This window comes from Acidovorax sp. GW821-FHT09A11 (genome assembly GCF_059418365.1).
Genome location: NZ_JBWKPS010000002.1, coordinates 609,305 through 631,034, shown reverse-complemented (window position 1 = coordinate 631,034; position 21,730 = coordinate 609,305). Strand labels below are relative to the sequence as shown.

General features: G+C 67.9%; 22 protein-coding genes. 6 read left to right on the top strand and 16 right to left on the bottom strand.

What is annotated here, in order from left to right; translation table 11 throughout:
- Position 1 precedes the first annotated feature (1 nt).
- From cyoC to cyoA, 3 genes are read right to left on the bottom strand one after another with little or no spacing between them, the layout of a single operon-like run.
- Positions 2–646: a cytochrome o ubiquinol oxidase subunit III gene (gene cyoC, locus AC07PV_RS07015; RefSeq protein WP_494629796.1), complete on the bottom strand. Its 645-nt coding sequence runs from the start codon at positions 644–646 to the stop codon at positions 2–4.
- Positions 639–2,645, bottom strand: a complete 2,007-nt coding sequence (gene cyoB / locus AC07PV_RS07010) for a cytochrome o ubiquinol oxidase subunit I (RefSeq protein ID WP_218340681.1) — start codon at positions 2,643–2,645, stop codon at positions 639–641. Before cyoB ends, cyoC begins: the two co-directional genes overlap by 8 nt.
- 58 nt (positions 2,646–2,703) lie before the next feature.
- A complete protein-coding gene (gene cyoA, locus AC07PV_RS07005) occupies positions 2,704–3,765 on the bottom strand; it encodes a ubiquinol oxidase subunit II (protein WP_218293949.1) in 1,062 nt (353 codons plus the stop codon).
- Positions 3,766–4,078: 313 nt separating this feature from the next.
- On the opposite strand from cyoA, the gene AC07PV_RS07000 reads away from it, so the two are divergent.
- The gene (locus AC07PV_RS07000) at positions 4,079–5,419 is read left to right on the top strand and encodes an MFS transporter (RefSeq protein ID WP_494629795.1); all 1,341 of its coding nucleotides are present in this window, start codon (positions 4,079–4,081) and stop codon (positions 5,417–5,419) included.
- A gap of 117 nt (positions 5,420–5,536) precedes the next feature.
- Here AC07PV_RS07000 and tolA read toward each other — a convergent pair whose 3' ends face one another.
- From tolA to AC07PV_RS06945, 11 genes are all read right to left on the bottom strand, one after another.
- Positions 5,537–6,502 carry a cell envelope integrity protein TolA gene (gene tolA, locus AC07PV_RS06995; protein WP_218340684.1) on the bottom strand — a complete coding sequence of 322 codons (966 nt, stop codon included), beginning with the start codon at positions 6,500–6,502 and terminating at the stop codon, positions 5,537–5,539.
- Between the two features lie 31 nt (positions 6,503–6,533).
- Complete coding sequence (locus AC07PV_RS06990; protein WP_056170151.1) at positions 6,534–6,962, bottom strand: ExbD/TolR family protein; 429 nt, start codon at positions 6,960–6,962, stop codon at positions 6,534–6,536.
- A gap of 18 nt (positions 6,963–6,980) precedes the next feature.
- Positions 6,981–7,694 carry a protein TolQ gene (gene tolQ / locus AC07PV_RS06985; RefSeq protein WP_218293952.1) on the bottom strand — a complete coding sequence of 238 codons (714 nt, stop codon included), beginning with the start codon at positions 7,692–7,694 and terminating at the stop codon, positions 6,981–6,983.
- Positions 7,691–8,110, bottom strand: a complete 420-nt coding sequence (locus tag AC07PV_RS06980; protein WP_494629793.1) for a YbgC/FadM family acyl-CoA thioesterase — start codon at positions 8,108–8,110, stop codon at positions 7,691–7,693. Before AC07PV_RS06980 ends, tolQ begins: the two co-directional genes overlap by 4 nt.
- Before the next feature lie 4 nt (positions 8,111–8,114).
- Positions 8,115–9,299: a pyridoxal phosphate-dependent aminotransferase gene (locus tag AC07PV_RS06975; protein WP_492245596.1), complete on the bottom strand. Its 1,185-nt coding sequence runs from the start codon at positions 9,297–9,299 to the stop codon at positions 8,115–8,117.
- 102 nt (positions 9,300–9,401) lie between these two features.
- Positions 9,402–9,980: a transcription antitermination factor NusB gene (nusB, locus tag AC07PV_RS06970; RefSeq protein ID WP_218293955.1), complete on the bottom strand. Its 579-nt coding sequence runs from the start codon at positions 9,978–9,980 to the stop codon at positions 9,402–9,404.
- Positions 9,977–10,441, bottom strand: a complete 465-nt coding sequence (ribH, locus tag AC07PV_RS06965; protein WP_218293956.1) for a 6,7-dimethyl-8-ribityllumazine synthase — start codon at positions 10,439–10,441, stop codon at positions 9,977–9,979. Before ribH ends, nusB begins: the two co-directional genes overlap by 4 nt.
- A 5-nt stretch (positions 10,442–10,446) precedes the next feature.
- The gene (ribBA, locus tag AC07PV_RS06960; protein ID WP_218293957.1) at positions 10,447–11,568 is read right to left on the bottom strand and encodes a bifunctional 3,4-dihydroxy-2-butanone-4-phosphate synthase/GTP cyclohydrolase II; all 1,122 of its coding nucleotides are present in this window, start codon (positions 11,566–11,568) and stop codon (positions 10,447–10,449) included.
- Between the two features lie 313 nt (positions 11,569–11,881).
- Positions 11,882–12,181 carry a 2Fe-2S iron-sulfur cluster-binding protein gene (locus AC07PV_RS06955; RefSeq protein ID WP_218293958.1) on the bottom strand — a complete coding sequence of 100 codons (300 nt, stop codon included), beginning with the start codon at positions 12,179–12,181 and terminating at the stop codon, positions 11,882–11,884.
- Positions 12,178–12,849 (bottom strand): DUF938 domain-containing protein, encoded by a 672-nt coding sequence (locus AC07PV_RS06950; protein WP_492254906.1) that lies wholly within the window; start codon positions 12,847–12,849, stop codon positions 12,178–12,180. Before AC07PV_RS06950 ends, AC07PV_RS06955 begins: the two co-directional genes overlap by 4 nt.
- Positions 12,850–13,395: 546 nt before the next feature.
- Positions 13,396–13,677, bottom strand: coding sequence for a DUF427 domain-containing protein (locus tag AC07PV_RS06945; protein ID WP_218293960.1), 282 nt, complete (start codon positions 13,675–13,677; stop codon positions 13,396–13,398).
- A 120-nt stretch (positions 13,678–13,797) separates the two neighbouring features.
- On the opposite strand from AC07PV_RS06945, the gene AC07PV_RS06940 reads away from it, so the two are divergent.
- The 3 genes from AC07PV_RS06940 (at position 13,798) to gshA (ending at position 17,506) form a co-directional block, all read left to right on the top strand.
- On the top strand, positions 13,798–14,706 hold the full coding sequence (locus AC07PV_RS06940; protein WP_218293961.1) for an aminotransferase class IV: 909 nt from the start codon (positions 13,798–13,800) through the stop codon (positions 14,704–14,706).
- 290 nt (positions 14,707–14,996) lie between these two features.
- Positions 14,997–15,905: an SDR family NAD(P)-dependent oxidoreductase gene (locus AC07PV_RS06935; RefSeq protein ID WP_218293962.1), complete on the top strand. Its 909-nt coding sequence runs from the start codon at positions 14,997–14,999 to the stop codon at positions 15,903–15,905.
- Positions 15,906–15,976: 71 nt separating this feature from the next.
- The gene (gshA, locus tag AC07PV_RS06930) at positions 15,977–17,506 is read left to right on the top strand and encodes a glutamate--cysteine ligase (protein WP_492254909.1); all 1,530 of its coding nucleotides are present in this window, start codon (positions 15,977–15,979) and stop codon (positions 17,504–17,506) included.
- 189 nt (positions 17,507–17,695) lie between these two features.
- On the opposite strand, the gene AC07PV_RS06925 is transcribed toward gshA, so the two are convergent.
- Complete coding sequence (locus AC07PV_RS06925; protein ID WP_218340693.1) at positions 17,696–17,926, bottom strand: oxidoreductase-like domain-containing protein; 231 nt, start codon at positions 17,924–17,926, stop codon at positions 17,696–17,698.
- On the bottom strand, positions 17,923–18,174 hold the full coding sequence (locus AC07PV_RS06920) for a hypothetical protein (RefSeq protein WP_218340694.1): 252 nt from the start codon (positions 18,172–18,174) through the stop codon (positions 17,923–17,925). Before AC07PV_RS06920 ends, AC07PV_RS06925 begins: the two co-directional genes overlap by 4 nt.
- Positions 18,175–18,278: 104 nt before the next feature.
- Here AC07PV_RS06920 and ylqF point away from each other — a divergent pair, with 104 nt between their 5' ends.
- Both ylqF and AC07PV_RS06910 read left to right on the top strand, forming a co-directional pair.
- The gene (gene ylqF / locus AC07PV_RS06915; RefSeq protein WP_218293965.1) at positions 18,279–19,247 is read left to right on the top strand and encodes a ribosome biogenesis GTPase YlqF; all 969 of its coding nucleotides are present in this window, start codon (positions 18,279–18,281) and stop codon (positions 19,245–19,247) included.
- 122 nt (positions 19,248–19,369) lie between these two features.
- Positions 19,370–21,667 carry a putative bifunctional diguanylate cyclase/phosphodiesterase gene (locus tag AC07PV_RS06910; RefSeq protein ID WP_494629791.1) on the top strand — a complete coding sequence of 766 codons (2,298 nt, stop codon included), beginning with the start codon at positions 19,370–19,372 and terminating at the stop codon, positions 21,665–21,667.
- Positions 21,668–21,730 lie beyond the last annotated feature (63 nt).

Here is a 21,730-nt window from a genome sequence, read left to right as displayed (position 1 = left end):
GTTACAGCACCCCCATCAGGTACACAAAGGTGAAGACGCCGATCCAGACCACGTCCAGAAAGTGCCAGAACATCGACAGGCACATCAGGCGGCGCTTGTTTTCATGGATCAGGCCATGCTTGCCGATCTGCACCATCAGCACCACCAGCCATACGAGGCCGAAGGTCACGTGCAGGCCGTGGGTGCCCACCAGCGTGAAGAAGGCCGACAGGAAGGCGCTGCGCTGGGGCGTGGCGCCCTGGTGGATCAGGTGGGCGAACTCATAGAGTTCGAGGCCCAGGAAGCACAGGCCGAAGAGGCCCGTCACGGCCAGCCACAGCAGCGTGCCCTTGGCGTCGCCCAGCTGCTTGCGCAGCATGGCGAAGCCGAAGGTGATGGACGACAGCAGCAGGAAGGCCGTGTTGATGGCCACCAGCGTCAGGTCGAACAGCTGCGCGCCGGTGGGGCCGGCCGCATAGCTGCGGCCGAGCACGCCGTAGGTGGCGAACAGGGCGGCGAAGATGAGGCAGTCGCTCATCAGGTAGAGCCAGAAGCCCAGGGCCGTGCCGTTCTCGGGATGGGGCTCGTGCGCCAGGTGGTAGTCGCGCGGCGCGAGCGCCGCGCTGGCGGCGCCTGCCGCGCCGGGGGTGTATCGGATATCAGACATGGCTGGCACGCAGTTGTTGGGTGCGGTGGTTTTCCGTCTTGGCCACGGTGGCGGCCGGGATGTGGAAGTCGCGCTGGTAGTTGAACGTGTGGATGATGGCCGCCAGGACCACGGCCGCGAACGACACGCCCGCGAGCAGCCACATGTGCCAGATCAATGCGAAGCCCAGCACCAGGGACAGGGCCGAGATCACGGCGCCCGATCCGGTATTGGCAGGCATGTGGATGGGCTGGAAACCGGCGAGGGGACGCCGGTAGCCATGCTTCTTCATGTCCCACCACGCGTCGATCTCGTGCACCACGGGCGTGAATGCGAAGTTGTAGTCGGGCGGGGGCGAGGACGTGGCCCATTCCAGCGTGCGCGCGTCCCACGGGTCGCCCGTGTGGTCGCGCAGCTCTTCGCGCTTCAGGTAGCTCACCACGATCTGGATCAGGAAGCAGGCAATGCCGGCCGCGATCATGGCCGCGCCCACGGCTGCGATCACGAACCAGATCTGCAGGGACGGGTCTTCGAAATGGTTGGCACGGCGCGTGACACCCATCAGGCCCAGCACGTACAGCGGGCCGAACGCCACCCAGAAGCCCACCACCCACAGCCAGAAGGAGCGCACGCCCCAGGTGCGGTCCAGCTTGTAGCCGAAGGCCTTGGGGTACCAGTAGTTGATGCCCGCGAACAGGCCGAACAGCACGCCCCCGATGATCACGTTGTGGAAGTGGGCGATCAGGAACAGGCTGTTGTGCAGCACGAAGTCGGCCGGTGGCACGGCCAGCAGCACGCCGGTCATGCCGCCGATGGCGAACGTCACCATGAAGGCCACGGTCCACATCATGGGCAGCTCGAAGCGGATGCGGCCCTTGTACATGGTGAACAGCCAGTTGAAGATCTTCGCGCCCGTGGGGATCGAGATGATCATCGTCGTGATGCCGAAGAACGTGTTCACGCTCGCGCCCGAGCCCATGGTGAAGAAGTGGTGCAGCCACACCAGGTACGACAGGATGGTGATCACCACCGTGGCATACACCATGGAGGTGTAGCCGAACAGGCGCTTCCTGCAGAACGTGGCCACCACTTCGGAGAAGATGCCGAAGCACGGCAGGATCAGGATGTACACCTCGGGGTGGCCCCAGATCCAGATCAGGTTCACGTACAGCATGGCGTTGCCGCCCAGGTCGTTCGTGAAGAAGTTGGTGCCGGCATAGCGGTCCAGCGACATCAGCACGAGCGCGGCCGTGAGCACCGGGAACGAGGCCACGATCAGCGCGTTGGTGCACAGGGCCGTCCAGGTGAAGACGGGCATCCTCATCAGGTTCATCCCCGGCGCGCGCATCTTGATGATGGTGACGATCAGGTTGATGCCCGAGAGCGTGGTGCCCACCCCCGCGATCTGCAGCGCCCAGATGTAGTAGTCCAGCCCCACGCCGGGGTCCTGCGCGCCGAGGTTGGACAGGGCCAGCCAGCCGGAGGTGGAGAACTCGCCCAGGAACAGCGACACCATCACCAGCACGGCGCCGGCCGTGGTCATCCAGAAGCTGAAGTTGTTGAGGAACGGGAACGACACGTCGCGTGCGCCGATCTGCAGCGGCACGAGGTAGTTCATGAGGCCCGTGACCAGCGGCATGGCCACGAAGAAGATCATGATCACGCCGTGGGCGGTGAAGATCTGGTCGTAGTGGTGCGGCGGCAGGTAGCCCATGTTGTCGCCAAAGGCCATGGCTTGCTGCAGGCGCATCATCACGGCGTCGGCAAAGCCGCGCAGCAGCATCACCACGCCCAGGATCATGTACATGATCCCGATCTTCTTGTGGTCGATGCTGCAGATCCAGTCGCGCCACAGGGTGCCCCACAGGCGGAACCTGGTGATGGCGGCCATCACGGCCAGCCCACCCAGCACGGTGGCGACAAAGGTCCAGAGCACGATGGGCTCGTGCGCCATCGGTATGGAATCCCAGGTGATGCGGCCCAGGGCCCAGTGGGGTGCGGTAACAGGTGAGGAGGACATGGCGGTCAGTCTTCTTGGGCGTGGGCGCCGGCGGCCGGCAGGGCGGGGCTGAGGCGGGTCATTGGGCGGCGGTGCTGCGGGTGGAAATGGCGTGGCGCGACTCGAGGGCGGCCACCACCTGGGCGGCGTTCTGCGAGGTGCACACGTCCTGGGGCAGGTTCAGGCCCATGGCGCGCACGTAGGCATCGCCACCGTTCTCGTCGATGGCCATCATGTGGTGCATGCACATCTTGCCGTCCTCGACGCAGCGGTTGAGCACCTTGTCGTACAGGCCTTCTTCCACGCTGGCAAAGCGCTGCACGGGGTCGCGTTCGCTGGGCTTGGCCAGGGCCATGTAGGCCTGGCGGGTCAGGGGCTTGCCCTCGGACCGGGCCCTGGCGACCCACTGCTCGAAGTCGCCCTGGACCAGGCCGTGGAACTTGAAGGTCATGCCCGAAAAGCCCGAGCCGCTGTAGTGTGACGCCATGCCGTGGAACACGCCGGGCTGGTTGATCACGGCGTTCAGCTCGGTCTGCATGCCGGGCATCGCGTAGATCATGCCGGCGAGGTCGGGCACGTAGAACGCGTTCATGGTGGACGTGGCCGTGAGCTTCAGGAGAATGGGCCGGTCCACCGGCGCCGCCAGTTCATTGACCGTGGCGATGCCCAGCTCGGGATACAGGAACAGCCACTTCCAGTCCATGGCCACCACCTGCACTTCCATGGGGGTGGATTGCGTGTCCAGGGGCTTGGTGGCCGAGATGCGGTCCAGCGGACGGTACGGGTCGAGCTTGTGCGTGCCGATCCAGGTCAGCGCGCCCAGGGCGATGATGATCATGAGCGGCACCGTCCAGATCACCAGCTCCAGGGTGGTGGAATGGTGCCAGTCGGGGTCGTAGTCTTCCTCGGTGTTGGCGGTGTTGTTCTGGCGGTACTTCCAGGCAAACCACAGGGTGAGGGCGATCACCGGCACGATGATGATGAGCATCAGCAAGGTGGCCTGGATGACCATGTGGCCCTGCTGGGCCGCGATGTCGCCCGCCGGGTTGAGGACCACCGCCTTGCTGCAGCCGGCCAGGCCGCCCAGGGCAGCAGCGGCGGCGAGCCAGGCAGGCCCGCGAAAGTGAGGAAGTTTGAACATGTGAAAGGCGCTACCAAGGCGTTGATTCGAGGGTAAACGCGGATGTCGGGATACCGCAGAATGTAATATCGCTAGCTTTTTTGTCCATTGGACATTTTGTCCAGGGTCAAAGGTTGTTGCCCCCCATCCAGGGCATGGGGGCAGAGCCGGCGTTGTCCTGCACGGCGCCCTGGCCCAGGCGTACTTGTCCCGGGGCAGGCTTGCGGGTAAAACCTAGGTACCCGGTGCCTTTGCGGGCAGCGCGATCCCTGAAAATCAGGCGGACGAGCCCAGCCGTCCTGGTTTTTTCCGACAACGACAAGGAGTCCTGTTCATGAGCAGCCCCGCCTCTGCCACCTACCCCGCGGCCGGCTTCGAAGAAAGCCCAGCCTCTCTCTCCCGGGCGGACACGCATGAAGATGTCACTCCCAGCGAAATCGCCGTGGGCGTGATCATCGGGCGGTCGTCCGAGTATTTCGACTTCTTCGTTTTCGGGATCGCCTGCGTGCTGGTGTTCCCGTCGTTCCTGTTTCCCTTCATGTCGCGCCTGGATGGCACGCTCGCCGCCTTTGCGCTGCTGGCCGTGGCGTTCGTGGTGCGGCCCGTGGGCACGGCCATTTCCATGGCCATCCAGCGGCGCTGGGGCCGGGGCACGAAGCTGACCATCGCGCTGTTCCTGCTGGGGGTGTGCACGGTGGCCATGGCCTTCCTGCCGGGTTACAAGGACGTGGGCATGACCGCCATCGTGGTGCTGCTGATCCTGCGCATCGGCCAGGGGCTGGCGCTCGGCGGCTCGTGGGACGGCCTGCCGTCGCTGCTGGCGATGTCCGCCCCCCGGCACCGCCGGGGCTGGTACGCCATGATCGGGCAGCTGGGCGCGCCGCTGGGCTTTGTCTTGGCCGCGGGCCTGTTTGCCTATCTGTACAGCAGCCTCACCGTCGAGGAATTCCTGGCCTGGGGCTGGCGCTATCCGTTCTTCGTGGCGTTCGCGGTGAACGTGGTGGCCTTGTTCGCCCGCCTGCGCCTGGTGGTGGGCCAGTCGTACGCCGAACTGCTGCAGGAGCGCGAACTGCAGCCCGTGCCCGTGAGCCGCGTGGTGCGCGACGAAGGCAGCAATGTGCTTTTGGGTGCTTTCGCCGCGCTGGCGAGTTTTGCGCTGTTCCATCTGGTCACGGTGTTCCCGCTGTCGTGGATCACGCTGTACTCGGAACAACCCGTCACGCAGATTCTGGGGGTGCAGATCGTGGGCGCCTTCCTGGCGGCGGGGGCCATCATGGTGTCGGGCTGGCTGTCGGACCACCTGGGCCGCCGCAAGCTGCTGGGCGGCATGGCGGTGATGATTGGCGTGTTCAGCTTCATGGCGCCGGTGCTGCTCAACTCCGGCGAGGTGGGCAGCACCATGTTCCTGCTGCTGGGCTTCGTGCTGCTGGGCCTGTCGTACGGCCAGGCTTCTGGCACGGTGACCGCCAATTTCTCGCCCCAGTACCGCTACACGGGCGCCGCCTTGTCGGCCGACCTGGCCTGGATCATTGGCGCCGCCTTCGCGCCCCTCGTGGCCCTGTACCTGTCCTCCCAATTCGGGCTGCTGGCGGTGACGGTGTATTTGCTGTCCGGCGTGGCCTGCACATTGGGTGCCCTCAATCTGAACCGCCGCATGGAGCGGCGCGACCGGTAGCAATGGCGGGTATTTTGCTATCGAATAGATAGCTTCTGGCGCTTGCCCATCAAGCGCTGGAGGTCAAAAAGCCAAAGAAAAAGCGCCCGGAAGTACCGGGCGCTTTGTTTTTGGGGCTCAGTCCTGCGGCCTGAAACCGATGGTCAGGGAAGGCGGCACGCGTCCATCCACGTCGCGCGGCAGGGTCTCGGTCTTGTCCAGCGCGCGCAGCACGGCTTCGTCCCAGGCCTTGTTGCCGCTGGACTGCACGAGGCGCTTGCCGACGATGGTGCCATCGGGCGACAGGCGCACCTCCACCTCCGCGCGCGGGTTGCCCGAGATCGCATCGGGGTACACGATGTTGGGCTTGACCTTGGCCGCCACCTTGCCGCCGTAGCTGCCCGAGGGGCCGGCGCTGCGCTGCGCGGTGCCGGTGGCATTTTCGCTGCCGGTGGCGCCCGCCAGGCCCTGCATGCGCCGCAGGTTGTCCTCGCGCTGCTTGGCCAGCTGCTTTTCCTCGGCCTCTGTCCTGCGCTTGGTGGCTTCTTCCGCCTTGCGCTTGTCTTCGGCCAGCTTCTTTTGCTTGTCCTGCTCGGCCTTCTTCTGCTCGGCCAGCTGCTTTTCACGCTGCTCTTTTTCCTTTTCCTTTTGCAGGCGTTCCTTCTTCTCCTGCTCCAGGCGGTCGCGGCGCTCGTCTTCCTTGCGTTCACGTTCGCGCTTTTCACGCTCCTGCTGCTGTTCGCGGGCCTTTTTTTCCTGTTCCAGGCGCTTCTTTTCACGCTCGATGGCGATGTCGGCCTCGCGCGTGTCCGGCGGTTCCACCGCGCGGGGCGGTGGCGGTGGTGGCGGCGGCGTGGGGGTGCGGACTTCGGGGGGAGCGGGCGGCGGTGGTGGGGGCTCCACGGCACGGGGCGCGGCCTGCTGGGGCACGGCGGCCCAGAGCTCGGCCTCCACCGCGGGCTGGTCGGCGCTGCTCTTCCAGTTCACGCCCCAGGTCAGCGCGCCGATCAGCACCGCGTGCACCAGCACCGCCAGCGTGATGGCGCGCAGGCGTGCCGGCGGGCGGGGCGGGGCAAACTGGTCGCGGTCGGTGTGGGCGTGCATGGGCGGTGAGAGTGCGGAGCGCGGTTTCGGTTCAGCCGCCCTGCTTGACGGACAGGCCCACCCGTTGCACGCCCGCCTTCTGCAGGGCGTCCATCGCCTTCACCACGTTTTCGTACTGCACACCCTTGTCGGCGCTGATGACCACCGCGCTCGCGCTGTCCGCGCCCTGGGCCTTCTGCCAGCGGCTGGCGGCATCGCCGATCTCGCGCTGGCTCAGGCTGCGCGTGGCCTCGGGCGTCTTGAACTGGAGCGAGCCGTCCTTGTTGACGATGACCTGGGCCACCACCTTGGGCATGTTCTTGCCCTTGCCCACGCTGGGCACGTCGACCACGCCGGGCGTGAGCATGGGGGCCGTCACCATGAAGATGATGAGCAGCACCAGCATCACGTCGATGAACGGGACCATGTTGATCTCGTTGATGGTGCGGCGGCCTCGGCCGCGGGATGCCATGGCGGGCATGGTGTGGCGCTCCTGCGGTTAGTGGCCGGAGGCCGATGGGGCGGGGGCCGCCGGGTGCGCGCCCAGGTTGCGCTGCAGGATGTTGGAGAACTCCTCGATGAAGGTCTCCTGGTGCGTGGCCACGCGGTCGATGTCGCGCGCGAAGCGGTTGTAGGCGATCACGGCCGGGATGGCGGCGAACAGGCCGATGGCGGTGGCCACCAGGGCTTCGGCGATGCCCGGCGCCACGGTGGCCAGCGTGACCTGCTCCATGCCGGCGAAGCCGGTGAACGCATGCATGATGCCCCACACCGTGCCGAACAGGCCCACGTACGGCGAGACCGAGCCCACCGAGGCCAGGAACGACAGGCTGGATTCGACCACGTCCATCTCGCGCTGGAAGCTCGCGCGCATGGCGCGACGTGCGCCGTCGAGCAGGGTGCCGGGGTCCACGATGCGGCGCTCGCGCAGCTTCTGGTACTCGCGCATGCCGCTGGCGAAGATGCGTTCCATGGGGCCGGCCTGCTTGGCGTTCTGCGCGGCGCTGGCGTACAGGTCGTTGAGGCTGGTGCCCGACCAGAACTCGCGTTCGAAGTCGTCGTTGAGCGTCTTCACGCGCTTCAAGGAAAACAGCTTGCGGAAGATGGCCGCCCAGCTGGCGACCGACACGCCCAGGAGCAGCAGCATCACGAGTTGCACCACCCAGCTGGCGTGCAGCACCAGGGAGATGATGGACATGTTTTGGGAGTTCATGGTGAGAGTTGTTCCAGGAGGGTGCTCGGTATTCTTGCAGGGCACATCGTCGCGGCATCGACCCATCCGATGCGGATGGTGCCTTCGGTCAGCAACAGGGGAGGCTGTTCGGTCATCTGCTCTGGTTTCAGGAGCGCCTGCTGCACTATTGTCAACGATGCGCGGCCTGGGGCCTGCAGGGCGGCGGTAACAATCAGTTCATCGTCCAGCCGGGCGGGCCGGTGGTAGCGCAGCTGCGCATCGGTTACGACAAACATGCCGCCGGTTTGTTCCCGCAATCGCTGCTGGCCCACGCCCAGCGAGCGCAGCCATTCGGTCCGGGCGCGCTCGAAGAACTTGAGGTAGTTGGCATAGAACACGATGCCGCCGGCATCGGTGTCCTCCCAGTAGACGCGGATGGGGAACTCAAAGCCCATGGTGTCACCCGAGGAGCCTGCGCAGCCGTTCCACCGATTCCTGCAGCTGGGCCATGGAGTTCGCGGTGGAGAAGCGGATGAAGCGCTCGGGCTCTGCCGTGCCGAAGTCACGCCCCGGCGTCACCGCGATGTGGGCGCGGCGCATCAGCTCAAACGCGAAGTCCCAGCTGCCGTTCACGCCCAGGCGCTGTGCGGCCTGCGTGCAGTCGGCCCAGGCGTAGAAGGCGCCGTCTGGCATCACGGGCACGGAAAGGCCCAGCGATTGCAGCGCGGGGATGAAGAAGTCGCGCCGGGCCTTGAACTCGGCGCGGCGGCGTTCGTACTCGGCGATGCTCTCGGGCTCGAAGCACGCCAGCGCGGCATGCTGCGACACGGTGCTCGCGCAGATGAACAGGTTCTGCGCGAGGCGCTCGACCACGGGCACCATGGCCTCGGGGACCACCATCCAGCCCAGGCGCCAGCCCGTCATGTTGAAGTACTTGCTGAAGCTGTTGATGCTGATGATGTTGTCGTCGATGGCCAGGGCCGTGTGGCCAAACTCTTCCTCGTACGACAGGCCCAGGTAGATCTCGTCGATCAGGGTGATGCCATCGTGCGCGCGCACCACGTCGTGGATGCGGCGCAGCTCGCCGGGGGCGATGGAGGTGCCCGTGGGGTTCGATGGCGATGCGAGCAGGACACCCCGGGTTTTTTCGCCCCAGGCGGCGCGCACCTTGTCGGCGCTGAGCTGGTAGCGCTCGGCGGCCGTGGTGGGCACGAGCACGGCCTTGCCCTCGGCCGCGCTCACGAAGTGGCGGTTGCACGGATAGCTGGGATCGGGCATCAGGATCTCGTCGCCCGATTCGATGAGCGCCAGGCACGCCAGCTGCAGCGCGGCCGAGGCGCCGGCCGTCACCACGATGCGGCGCGCGGGCACGTTCACGCCAAAGCGGCCCTGGTACCAGCCGCTGATGCGTTCGCGCAGCGCATCCAGGCCGAGGGCGTTGGTGTACTGGGTCGCGCCGCCGTGCACGGCGCGCATCGCGGCCTCCTGCACCAGCGGCGGCGCTGTGAAGTCCGGCTCGCCGATGTTCAGGAAGATCATCGGCTCGCGCGTGCCCGCCACTTCGCGCGCCAGGGCCTGCGCGGCCTTGGCCACCTCCATTACATAGAACGGTTCGATGCGCTCGGCGCGCGTGGAAAACTTCATGGAAAGGCGTCCTGCCCGTGCTGGCCGGGTGTCGTTTGAAATGGAAGGGGGAATGGGGGCGCGCCCGCCGCCGCTCCGTGGCGGCCCGGCGCGCCCGGGAGCTCAGGCGCCGTCAGCGGATGCCCCGGATGGGGGGGCGGTGGGGGCGGCCGCCGCGCCGCCAGCCTTGTCCGCCGCCACTTCCAGCGCGCGCAGCTGGGGGGCCAGGCCGTTGAGCACGGCATTCACATACTTGTGGCCGTCGGTTCCGCCAAATTCCTTGGCCAGTTCGATGCACTCGTTGAGCACCACGCGCCAGGGCACGTCCAGGCAGTGCTGGAACTCGTACACGCCGATCCACATCGTGGCGTGCTCGATGGGCGAGATTTCGGCCATCTTGCGGTCCAGCAGCGGGGTGATGAGCAGGTCCATGTCGGCGGCGGTGGCGATGCAGCCGTGCAGCAGGGCGTCGTAGTGCACCGAGTCCGCCTTGTGAAAACCGGCCAGGTCGCGCGTGAACGCGTCGATGGCGTGGGCGTCGTTGCCGCCCACCAGGTGCTGGTAGAGCGCCTGCAGCGCGAACTCGCGCGCGCGGCTGCGGTTGGACTTGGAGGCGGCCTTGCGCGTGCCCGTGGACTTGAGCCCGGTGCGGCCCTGCTTGGGAGGGCGCGCCGAGGAGGGCGTGGGGGTGTTTTCGCTCATGACAGTTCGTCCAGCAGGTTGGCCATTTCCACCGCCACGCGGGCTGCATCGGTGCCCTTTTCGGTCTGGCGGGCCACCGCCTGATCGAGGTTCTCGGTGGTGATGATGGCGTTGGCAATCGGGATCTGGTAGTCCAGCGACAGGCGCGTGACGCCCGCGCCGGATTCGTTGGCCACCAGTTCGAAGTGATAGGTTTCACCGCGGATGATGCAGCCCAGGGCGATCAGCGCGTCGTACTCATCGCTTTCGGCCATGGCCTGCAGGGCCACGGGCACCTCGAGGGCGCCGGGCACGAGCACGTGCCGGATGTTCTTTTCCTGCACGCCCAGGTTCAGAAGCTCGGCACGGCAGGCCGCAGCCAGGGTATTGGTGATGCTTTCGTTGAAGCGGGCCTGCACGATGCCGATGTGCAGCTTCTTGCCGTCCAGCTTGTCCGCTGTTCCTTTTTCTGCGCCAAACATGTTTTTTACTCTTTCGGAATGAAGCCGGTGATTTCGAGGCCGTAGCCCATCATGCTGGGCATGCGGCGTGGCTGGCCCATGAGCGCCATCTTGTGCACGCCGCATTCACGCAGGATCTGCGCGCCCACGCCGTAGGTGCGCAGGTCCATGCGGCCGCGCTCGGGGGCCTGCGCCGCGCGGGCCGTGCCCTCGAACTGCGAGAGCAGCTGGCCGGCGGTCTCGCCGCAGTTGAGCAGCACCGCCACGCCCTTGCCCTGTTCGGACAGGTATTGCAGGCTGGTGTCCAGGCTCCACGAGTGCATGGAGCGGTTGACTTCCAGTGCGTCCAGCACCGACAGCGGTTCGTGCACGCGCACGGGCACCACGTCGTCGGCGCCCCACTGTCCCTTGACGAGGGCCAGGTGCACGGCCTGGCTGGGCTTGTCGCGGAAGGCGTGGGCGGTGAAGGCGCCAAAGGCCGTCTGCAGCACGCGCGTGCCCACCTTCTCGACCAGCGATTCGGTGCGGCTGCGGTGCTCGATCAGGTCGGCGATGGTGCCGATCTTCAGGCCGTGCTCGGCCGCGAAGAGCTGCAGGTCGGGCAGGCGGGCCATGGTGCCGTCGTCCTTCATGATCTCGCAGATCACGGCGGCGGGGCTGCAGCCGGCCATCACGGCCAGGTCGCAGCCGGCCTCGGTGTGGCCCGCGCGCATGAGCACGCCGCCTTCGACGGCCTGCAGCGGGAAGATGTGGCCGGGCTGCACCAGGTCGGCGGCCACGGCGTTGGGGGCCACGGCGGCCTGCACGGTGCGGGCGCGGTCGGCGGCCGAGATGCCGGTGGTCACGCCCTCGGCCGCCTCGATCGATACGGTGAAGGCCGTGCCCATCTTGGTGCCGTTGCTGGCCACCATGGGCGGCAGGCGCAGGCGTTCGCAGCGTTCGCGCGAGAGCGTGAGGCAGATCAGGCCCCGGCCGAAGCGGGCCATGAAGTTGATGGCCTCGGCCGTCACATGGTCGGCGGCCAGGACGAGGTCGCCTTCGTTTTCGCGGTCTTCTTCATCCACGAGGATGACGATGCGGCCGGCGCGCATCTCGGCCACGATGTCCTCGACGGGCGAGATCGGCACGGGAGTGAGGGGGGAGTTCATGGAAGGCTGGGCTTTCTGAGGGGACCGCTGGCGGTGGTGCCGCAGCGCAGGTCCCCGTGGCCGGAGGCCGCCACGCTGTGCGCACCCCCAAGAAACCGCCCAAAGAACATGCGATGCGGCGCTGCCGCTCGTCAAAGGGGCATATTGCCCCAGAAGGATGGGATTTTAGTGCACCGGGCCGCGCCGTGCCCGGTGAGGCGCCCCGGGGCTGATGCAAATCAGTTCCCCGTGGGTTGGGCAGGCTCCCCAGACGGGGGCGCCCCTTGCCGGCGCCGCCCTGCCGTCGGGCGGTGCGGCGCGGCTGCGGGGGGCTTCAGACCATGCTGCCCTGCAGCACCACGTCCGATGTGGGATAGGCCACGCAGGGCAGCACGCAGCCTTCGTCTTTTTCTTCGGCCGTGAGGCCCGGCCATTCGATGGCGTAGCGCACGGTGCCCTCGGCCAGCTGGCCCATGCAGGTGCGGCAGGTGCCGTTGCGGCAGGAGCTGGGCCAGTCGATGCCGCCCTGTTCCAGCGACAGCAGCAGCGGCTGCTCGGGCCAGGCGTCGCATTGCTGGCCGCCGGGCTCTACCGTGGCGATGAAGAAGGGCGCGGTGTTGGGTGGGGTGCTCATGGGTGGTGTGTGGTGTCGGGGTAGGCGTCGGGGGCGGGGGCGGGGGCGGCGCGTGTCCACACCAGCAGGAGGTTGTTGGCGGGCATCGCATGGCGGGCCGCCAGCCGCAGCCCGGCCCCGGCCGCCACGGCGGCCACGTCGTCGATGCGGCGGATGCCCCAGGCGGCGTCCTGGGCGCGCAGGCTGGCGTCAAACGCCAGGTTGCCCGCGGCGGTGGGCACGCCGTCTTCCAGGTACGGGCCGTAGGTGACCAGCAGGCCGCCCGGCGCCAGGTGGCGGGCCGCCCCGCGCATCAGGCCCGCGCAGCACGCCCAGGGCGCGATGTGCAGCATGTTGGCGCAGTAGATCAGGTCGAACGGCTGGCTGAACGCAGGGCCATCGGCGGGCCAGGCGGGCTGGAGCACGTCGAGCGCCACGGGTGTGCGCACGTTGCGCGCGCCCGTGTGCGCGGCCCAGCCGGCGATGGCGCCGAAGTGCGTTCCCTGCAGGTCGGTGGGCTGCCAGCTCCAGCCCGGCAGGGCGGCGGCAAAGTGCGCCGCGTGCTGGCCCGTGCCGCTGGCGATCTCCAGTGCCGCGCCTTCCGGCGCCAGCAGGGACTGCAGCACCGCCAGGATGGGGCCCTGGTTGCGTTCGGCGGCGGGACTGTGCGGGAGCGGAGGGTGGGACATGGGATGATTTTGCTCATGCGCGCTGGACTGGTGGGCGCTGGTTGCTATTAAAAATGTAGCTATGCAGGGGGCGCCGATGGGAACTGTATCCCAGCCGGCGCGTGGCGGGGCAGTGCCTGTTTTTTAAGCGGTGCAAGGATATTCCTTGTAAATCAGGCACTTACCCCCGCCATACAAGGCTTGTCCAGGGTTATCCACATGATTGTCCAGTGCGGGCAGGGATAACCGGGGCGGACTGGGGGGTGGCAAGGGGCTGGGCGCGGTGCGCGGAATCCCTGGGCGTGGTTGCCGCTTTTTTGGGCAATGCAAGGATATTTCTTATAAATCAATCACTTAAGGATGTCATACAAGACTTCTCCAAACTTATCCACATGATTGTCCAGTGCGGGTTGGGATAACCGGAGCCAGTGCGGGATCGATTGCCTAAAAAAGAGGCGTCGCAGGCCTTGGCCTTATGAATCAAGCACTTGGCGCTGCCATACAGGACTTGCCAAAACTTATCCACATGATTGTCCAGCGCTGGCAGGGATAACCCTGGCCTCCTGGTCAGGCGGCGACCTTCACGCCCTTCCAGAACGCCACGCGGCCCCGGATTTCTTCGGCCTCGGGCTTGGGATCGGCATAGAACCAGGCGGCGTCGGTGTTCATCTCGCCGTTGACCAGCAGCGACAGGTAGCTGGCCTGGCCCTTCCAGTGGCAGGTGGTCTTGTGGTTGCTGAAGGTGAAGAACTCGCGCTTGAGCGCGCTTTCGGGAAAGTAGTGGTTGCCTTCGACCACCACGGTGTCGTCGCTCTCGGCGACGACCACGCCGTTCCAGACTGCTTTCATGGTATTTCCTTTCAATTGAATGCCGCGCAGCGCTTGACGGACAAGCGGTGACCGCGATGAATGTGCGAGCAATGGCCCCACGGGCCTTGCGGGGCGGCCCGCGCTGGCCAGAATGCGGGCATGAGCACCTTACCCGATTATTCCCAGGGGGCCGCCTGCGTGCGCGGCCAGTACGTTCCCATTGGCGACGCGGCAATTCCGCTGACCGACTGGGGGTTTCTGCGCTCCGACGCCACCTACGACGTGGTCACCGTCTGGGACGGCGCATTCTTCCGGCTCGACGCGCACCTGGAGCGGTTCCTGGCCAGCTGTGCGCGCCTGCGGCTCGACCCGGGACGCTCGCCCGCCGAGATCGCGGCGGTGCTGGAGCAGTGCGTGCGCCTGTCGGGCCTGCGCGATGCGTATGTGGAGATGATCGTCACGCGCGGCCAGCCGCCCTGGGGTTCGCGCGACCCGCGCCAGGCCGTGAACCAGTTCTACGCGTTCGCCGTGCCCTATGTGTGGATCGCCAACGAGGCGCAGCGCGAGCGGGGCCTGAACCTCATCGTGAGCGACGTGCAGCGCATCCCCGCCAGCAGCGTGGACCCGCGCGTCAAGAACTACCACTGGAACGACCTCACCATGGGGCTCCTGGGGGCGCTGGACGCCGGGGGCGACACCGTCGTGCTCACCGACGGAGCAGGCCATGTGGTCGAAGGCCCGGGCTTCAACGTGTTCTGCGTGGATGCGCAGGGCACCATCGCCACGCCCGCCCAGGGCATGCTCGAAGGCATCACGCGCCGCACGGTCCTCGAGATGGCGGCGTCGCTGGGCCTGCCGCTGCAGGCGCGGGCCTTGCCGGCCGCCGAACTGCGCGGTGCGCGCGAGGTGTTCCTGTCCACCTCGGGCGGGGGTGTGCTGCCTGTCACCCGGGTGGACGGGCGGCCGGTGGGCGATGGCGCCGTGGGGCCGGTGGTGCGCCAGCTGGTGCGGACCTACTGGGACTGGCACCGCGATCCACGCTACAGCCAGCCCGTGCGCTATGCATGAAGCGGCGACCCCCTGAGCGGCGCCGTTGCTTCCCCCTTTTTTCCGCGCTGTGCACGGCAAGAGAGGCGCTGCCAGCGCACGCACGCCAAGGCCGCCGGGGCGCCCGCGGGCCCTGGTGCGGCGTCTGCAGGCCCGGGCCGTGCCTGCGGCATGCGTGGCGCGCGGGCGCCATGGGCCCCTGGCCCCGAGTCGCCTGCGCAACCATGCTCGCGTGCCGCGTGGCTTACAGTGCCACGCGCGGCGCGCGTGCGCCAGCCAACTTTTTCACAGACACAACAGGAGAACCTTGCATGGACATCGAATTCAAGGGCCGCGTGGCCATCGTGACGGGGGCGGGCGGGGGCCTGGGCCGCCAGCATGCACTGGCCCTGGCGGCGCGGGGCGCCAAGGTGCTGGTCAATGACCTGGGCGGCGCGGTGGACGGCAAGGGTGGTTCGGTGGGCGCGGCGCAGGCCGTGGTCGACGAGATCATCGCGGCCGGCGGCGAGGCGATCGCCAACGGCGCCTCGGTCACCGACTACGCGGCCGTGCAGGCCATGGTGCAGCAGGCCATCGACGCCTGGGGCCGGGTGGACATCCTGGTGAACAACGCCGGCATCCTGCGCGACAAGTCGTTTTCCAAGATGGAGATGGACGACTTCCGCCTGGTGGTGGACGTGCACCTGATGGGCGCCGCCCACTGCTGCAAGGCCGTGTGGCCGCACATGGTGGCCCAGCAGTACGGCCGCATCGTGATGACCACGTCGTCCACGGGCCTGTACGGCAACTTCGGCCAGGCCAACTACGGCGCGGCCAAGCTGGCGCAGGTGGGGCTGATGCAGACCCTGTCCATCGAGGGGGCCAAATACCACATCCACGTGAACGCCCTGGCACCCACGGCCGCCACGCGCATGACCGAGGGCCTGATGCCCCAGGAGGTGCTGGACGCCCTGAAGCCCGAGGCCGTGGTGCCCGCCATGCTGGTGCTGGCGCACGAGAGTGCGCCCACGCGCACCATCCTGTGCGCGGGCGCGGGCACGTTCGAGGCCGCGCACATCACGCTCACGCAGGGCATCCACTTGGGGCTGGGCGCCGACGTTCCCGAGCAGCTGGCGGCCCGCCTGGCCGAAGCGACGGGGCGCGCGGGCGAACAAGTACCACAAAGTGGCGCGGCGCAGGGAACCAATGAAGTGAGCAAGGCCATGGCGGCGAGGGTTTAAGCCAGGTCCATACGCGCAATCCTGCTCCGTGCTAAGTTCCGGGCCGACAGAAGACGGATCGGTATAAACATATGAGCAAATTGCACGAGAGACTGGCCGCCTACCCGGCGCAGGCCCTGGGAGGGATTCGCCGCGGCATTGAAAAGGAGGGGCTGCGGGTGCTGCCCCACGATGGCCTGGCCCTCACGCCGCACCCGCTGGCGCTGGGCTCGGCCCTCACGCACCCCCTGATCACCACCGACTACAGCGAGTCCCAGCTCGAACTCATCACCGGCGCCCACAAGGGCGTCCAGCAGTGCCTGGATGAGCTGACCGAGGTGCACCAGTTCGTGCACCACACCCTGAAGAACAGCGGCGGCGAGCTGCTGTGGGCGTCCAGCATGCCCTGTGGCCTGCCCACCGACGAGACCATTCCCATCGGGCGCTACGGCGGCTCCAACATCGGGCGCGCCAAGAGCGTGTACCGCATGGGCCTGGGCCACCGCTATGGCCGGCGCATGCAGACCATCTCGGGCATCCACTACAACTGGTCGCTGCCGGGCGTGGACAGCGAGCAGTATTTCTCGCTGATCCGCAACTTCCGCCGCCATGCCTTCGTGCTGCTGTACCTGTTCGGCGCCTCGCCCGCGCTGTGCCCGTGTTTCGTGGAAGGGCGCGAACACCGCCTGCAGCAGATGGAGGGCGGCAGCGCGCTGTACCTGCCGCACGCCACCTCGCTGCGCATGGGGCGCCTGGGTTACCAGAGCGACGCGCAGGCCACGCTGGCCGTGAGCTACAACGGCCTCACGGGCTACGCCAACTCGCTGCACGAAGCACTCACCAAGCCGTACCCGGCCTACGAAACCGTGGGCGTGCGCAACCCGGGTGGCGACTACAACCAGCTGGGCACCAGCCTGCTGCAGATCGAGAACGAGTTCTACGGCACCATCCGCCCCAAGCGCACCGTGCGCACCGGCGAGCGCCCGCTGCACGCGCTGCGTGAACGCGGTGTCGAATACGTCGAGGTGCGCCTGATGGACCTGGACCCGTTCGTGCCCGTGGGCATCACGGCGCCCACCATGCGGCTCCTGGACGTGTTCTTGCTGCACTGCCTGCTGTCCGACAGCCCGCCCGACACCCCCGAAGAGATCGCCGAACTCAAGCAGAACCAGCACCTCACGGCCGAGCGGGGCCGCGAGCCCGGCTTGCAGCTCTCGCGCAACGGCCAGAGCGTGCCCCTGATCGAATGGGGCGCCGAGGTGCTGGCCGCGTGCGAGCCCCTGGCCGCCGCGCTGGACGCCACCCACGGCACCCAGGATTACAGCGCCGCGCTGCGCGACGCCCGAGCGCTGATGTCCGCGCCCGGGCGCACACCATCGGCCCGCGTGCTCGACAGCATCGTGCAGGAGCACCACCACAGCTTCGAAGCCTTTGCCCGCCAGCAGTCCATCGCCGCGCGCGACGCCTTGCTGGGCCTGCCCTGGACAGCCGAGCAGCAGGCGCGCTACCTGGCCATGGCCGACGAGTCGATCGCGGCGCAGAAGGCCATCGAGGCGGCGGACACGCTGCCGTTCGAGGCCTGGCGCGAGCAGTACATGTCGGTGAAGGAATTGACCCCCTGAGCGGCTGCGCCGCTTCCCCCAAGGGGGACGCCACCGGTGGCCTGGCAGAGCCAGTTCCACGGTGGCACTGGCCTTGGGCAGCGCCAGTTTTAGGCGACGTCTGCTACAAGGCAGAGTTGTTCGGTACTCTGAATTTGATAGCTTCCAGCGTTTATTCATCAGGCGCTAGAGGCCAATTTGGCTTGAAATTCAGCCCTCCAGCCGCAGCAGCGCCTCTTGCCGCCAGTACTCGGCGGCGTCCAGAAACCCCTCCCACACGCAGCCATTGCAGCCGCGGCCGCAGCAGGTGGTGGGCTCGGGAGGCGGGTTGCGCAGGGCGATGCCCGCGTCCGTGGCGCGCTGCTGCAGCCACTGGAACATCCGCTGCGCGGAGGCACCGTCCACAGCGCGGGCCGGGATGGTGGCGGTGTTCGATGTCATCGTGGGCGGCGCCCGGCCCGGGCGCGCCGCATGCCGTACTGCGCCACGAACGCGATGCCCAGCACCAGCGCGAACCAGCCCACCAGGGCCGCCTGGCTCATGAGATCGCGCACGCTGGTGGAGCGCGCCACATGGGGCGCCAGCAGGATGACCAGGCCGATCAGGGCGCAGGTCACGCCCTTGAACAGCACTTCCTTGTCGGCCTTGCTGGCGGTGGGCTTGGAGGGCGACGGAGTGGGCAGCGGCATGGTGGGCAGGGCGGCGCAAAAACGCGCCAGATCATGAAAAGATGAGACCGCGATTATCCTTGCCACCCTTGGATTGATTCAAATACAGAAGAAAGTACCCCCGCATGGCCATCCAGTGGTTCCCCGGTCACATGCACCTGACCCGCAAAGCCATCACCGAACGCATCAAGGACATTGACGTGGTGATCGAGGTGCTGGACGCGCGCCTGCCCGGCTCCAGCGCCAACCCGCTGCTGGCCGAGATCACGGGCCACAAGCCCACGCTCAAGGTGCTCAACAAGCAGGACGTGGCCGACCCGGCACGCACGGCCTTGTGGGTGGACTGGTACAACGCCCAGAGCGACACGCGCGCCTTGCCGCTCGATGCGTCCGACCCGGCCCCCACGCGCAAGCTCATCGACGCCTGCCACCTGCTGTCGCCCAACCGGGGCGGCATGGCCAAGCCCATGCGCGTGCTCATCTGTGGCGTGCCCAACGTGGGCAAGTCCACGCTGATCAACACCCTCTCCAACAAGCGCCAGGCCAAGACCGGCGACGAGGCCGGCATCACCAAGCTGGAGCAGCGCATCACGCTGGCCGACGACTTCTACCTGTGGGACACGCCCGGCATGCTGTGGCCGCGCATCATCGTGCCCGAAAGCGGCTACAACCTGGCCGCCAGCGGCGCGGTAGGCCGCAATGCCTTCGACGAGGAACTGGTGGCGCTGGAGCTGCTGCGCCGCCTGCAGCAGCACTACGCCCCGCTGCTGGAGGCACGCTACAAGCTGGGCCTGCCAGCCGGCGCCATGGCCACGATGCAGGACGACGAACTGCTCGAGGCCATCGGCCGCAAGCGCGGCGCCATGCTGGGCGGCGGCCGCGTGAACCTGCAAAAGACGGCCGAGATCGTGATGACCGATTTCCGCACCGCGATCCTGGGCCGCATCACGCTGGAAACCCCGCAGGAGTTCGAGGCCTGGCGGGCCGCCGGGCTGGCCGAGGACGCCAGGCGCCAGGCCCGCAAGGACGCGCGCGCCAAGGCCAAGGGCAAGGGTTCGGGCGTGCGCGAACCGGCGTCCGGCGACGCCGAGTAGGCCCCGCGCCCGGGGCCGCGGGCGCCGGCCAGGGCATCCCGGGCGGTGGGCGCGCACGGCAGGCTCGGTGGCCGCGGGGTATCGCGTTACCATGCCAGCCTGGCTGTTACCGCCTGAAACCAATGCCCGCTGCTGTCCCTTCCTCGCCTTCCGAACGAGACGATGCCACCACCGAGCAATTGGTGCGGGCTGGCTCCTGGACGGTCATGGTCACGGGCACCGTCATCGCCGCCCTGCTGCTGCTGGACCGGCCCCTGTCGTGGACCCACGTGCTGCTCAACCTGGGCGCGGGCGCGATGGGGGGCGTGGCGGTGCTGCTGGGGCGCCTGCGGCGCTGGCACCAGGCGGCACTGGTGCTGATCTGGGGCGTCTGGGGCGTGGTCGCCATCGTGGCCGCGACCAACGGGGGCCTGCGGGGCCCCAACCTGCTCAACTTTCCCGTGCTGATCGTGTTCGCCGGCTGGATCCTCGGCGCGCGGCCCACCCTGGTGCTGACCGGTGCCACGGGCGTGCTGTTCCTGTTCTTCGTCTGGGCCGACCTGCGGGGCTGGCTGCCCGCGGCGCGCTATGGCAACCGGCTGGCCTATGTCGCCTACCTGAGCGGAATCCTGGCGGTCACGGCGGCGGCCACCCTGCTGTCGCGCCGCAGCTATCTGCGCCGCGTGCAGGAGGCACAGCGCACCGCCGTGAACCTGGCCACCATCGATGCCGAGCTGCGCAAGCTGCAGCGCGCGGTGGAGCAAAGCCCCGAGAGCATTGTCATCACCGACCTGCAGGGGCGCGTCGAATACGTCAACGCCGCCTTCCTCGCGCGCACCGGGTACGCGCGCGGCGAAGTGCTGGGCCAGCCCTCCGCGCTGGTGTCCAGCAACGGCATGGCGCCCGCCCAGCGCCAGGGGCTGCGCGACACGCTGGCGCGCGGCGAGAACTGGGCGGGCGAGCAGCTCAACCGCCGCAAGGACGGTGCCGAGATCGCCGAGGCCGTGGTGGTGGCGCCGATCCGCCAGCCCGACGGGCACATCAGCCACTACGTGGAGCTCAAGCAGGACGTCACCGAGCGCAAGCACGCGGCGCAGGAGATCCACCGCCTGGCGCACTTCGACAGCCTCACCAGCCTGCCCAACCGCTTCACGCTGGTGGAGCGGCTGTCCGCGCTGCAGGGGCGCCCGGGCCGGGCACCCAGCACCCAGCATGCGCTGCTGCTGCTCGACCTGGACCGTTTCACCACCTTCAACGATGCGCGCGGCAGCGAGATGGGCGACCGCCTGCTGTGCGCGGTGGCGCTGCGCCTGTCCGAGATCCTGCCCCCCCAGGGCCTGCTCGTGCGCGTGGCGGGCGATGAATTTGCCGTGGTGCTGCATGGCCTGGGCGCGGACGCCTCGCTCGCGGGCCGGCATGCGCTGGCCTTCGCGGAAAAACTGCAGTCGGCGCTGCTGCGGCCGCTGCGCCTGCAGGACAACGATGCCGAGGAGGCGCAACTGGGCGCCAGCGTGGGCATCACGCTCTACCCGCAGAGCGCCAACGACGTCGCGCACGACGCCCTGCGCCGCGCGGGCACCGCGCTGCACCGCGCCAAGCAGGCGGGCGGCGGGCGCGCGGCCTTCTTCGAGCAGGGCATGGGCGAGGCGGCCGAGCAGCGCTTTCGCGTGGAGCGCGAGCTGCGCCAGGCCATCGGGGCGGACGAGCTGCGCCTGTACCTGCAGTCGCAGGTGGACGTGCAGGGCCAGCTCACCGGCGCCGAGGTGCTGGTGCGCTGGCAGCATCCGCGCGACGGCCTGGTGCCGCCAGGCGTCTTCATCCCCGTGGCCGAGGAATCGGACCTCATCGTGAGCCTGGGCAACTGGGTGCTCACGCACGCCTGCGCGCTGCTGGCGGGGCCGGTGTTCCAGGAGCGCCGCCTGCGGCTGTCGGTCAACCTGAGCGCGCGGCAGTTCCGGCAGGCGGGTTTCGTGCCGCAGCTGCGCGCGGTGCTGGCGGCCACGGGCGCCGACCCGCGGCTGCTGACGCTCGAGGTGACCGAGGGACTGGTGATCGATGACTTCGATGACGCCGTGGCCAAGATGGGGCAGCTCGCGGCGCTGGGGGTGGACATGTCGCTGGACGACTTCGGCACGGGCTACTCGTCGCTGGCCTATCTCAAGCGCCTGCCCATCCAGGAGATCAAGATCGACCGCTCCTTCGTGCGCGACGCGCCCACCAATGCCGACGATGGCGTGCTGGTGGAGGGCATCCTGGCGGTGGCCCGCCACTTCGGCCTGCGCGTGGTGGCCGAGGGCGTGGAGACCCGCGACCAGGCCGAGTTCCTGAGCCAGCGCGCGCCCGACATCGTGTACCAGGGCTACCTGTTCGGCCGCCCCGAGCCCGATACCGACTGGCTGGCCCGCACGGCGCGGGCCGACGCCACGAGCACGCAGAACTGATACGCAAGGTTCAAATGAAAATAGCTGCCAGCGCTTGATGGTAAAGCGCTGGCAGCTATTGAT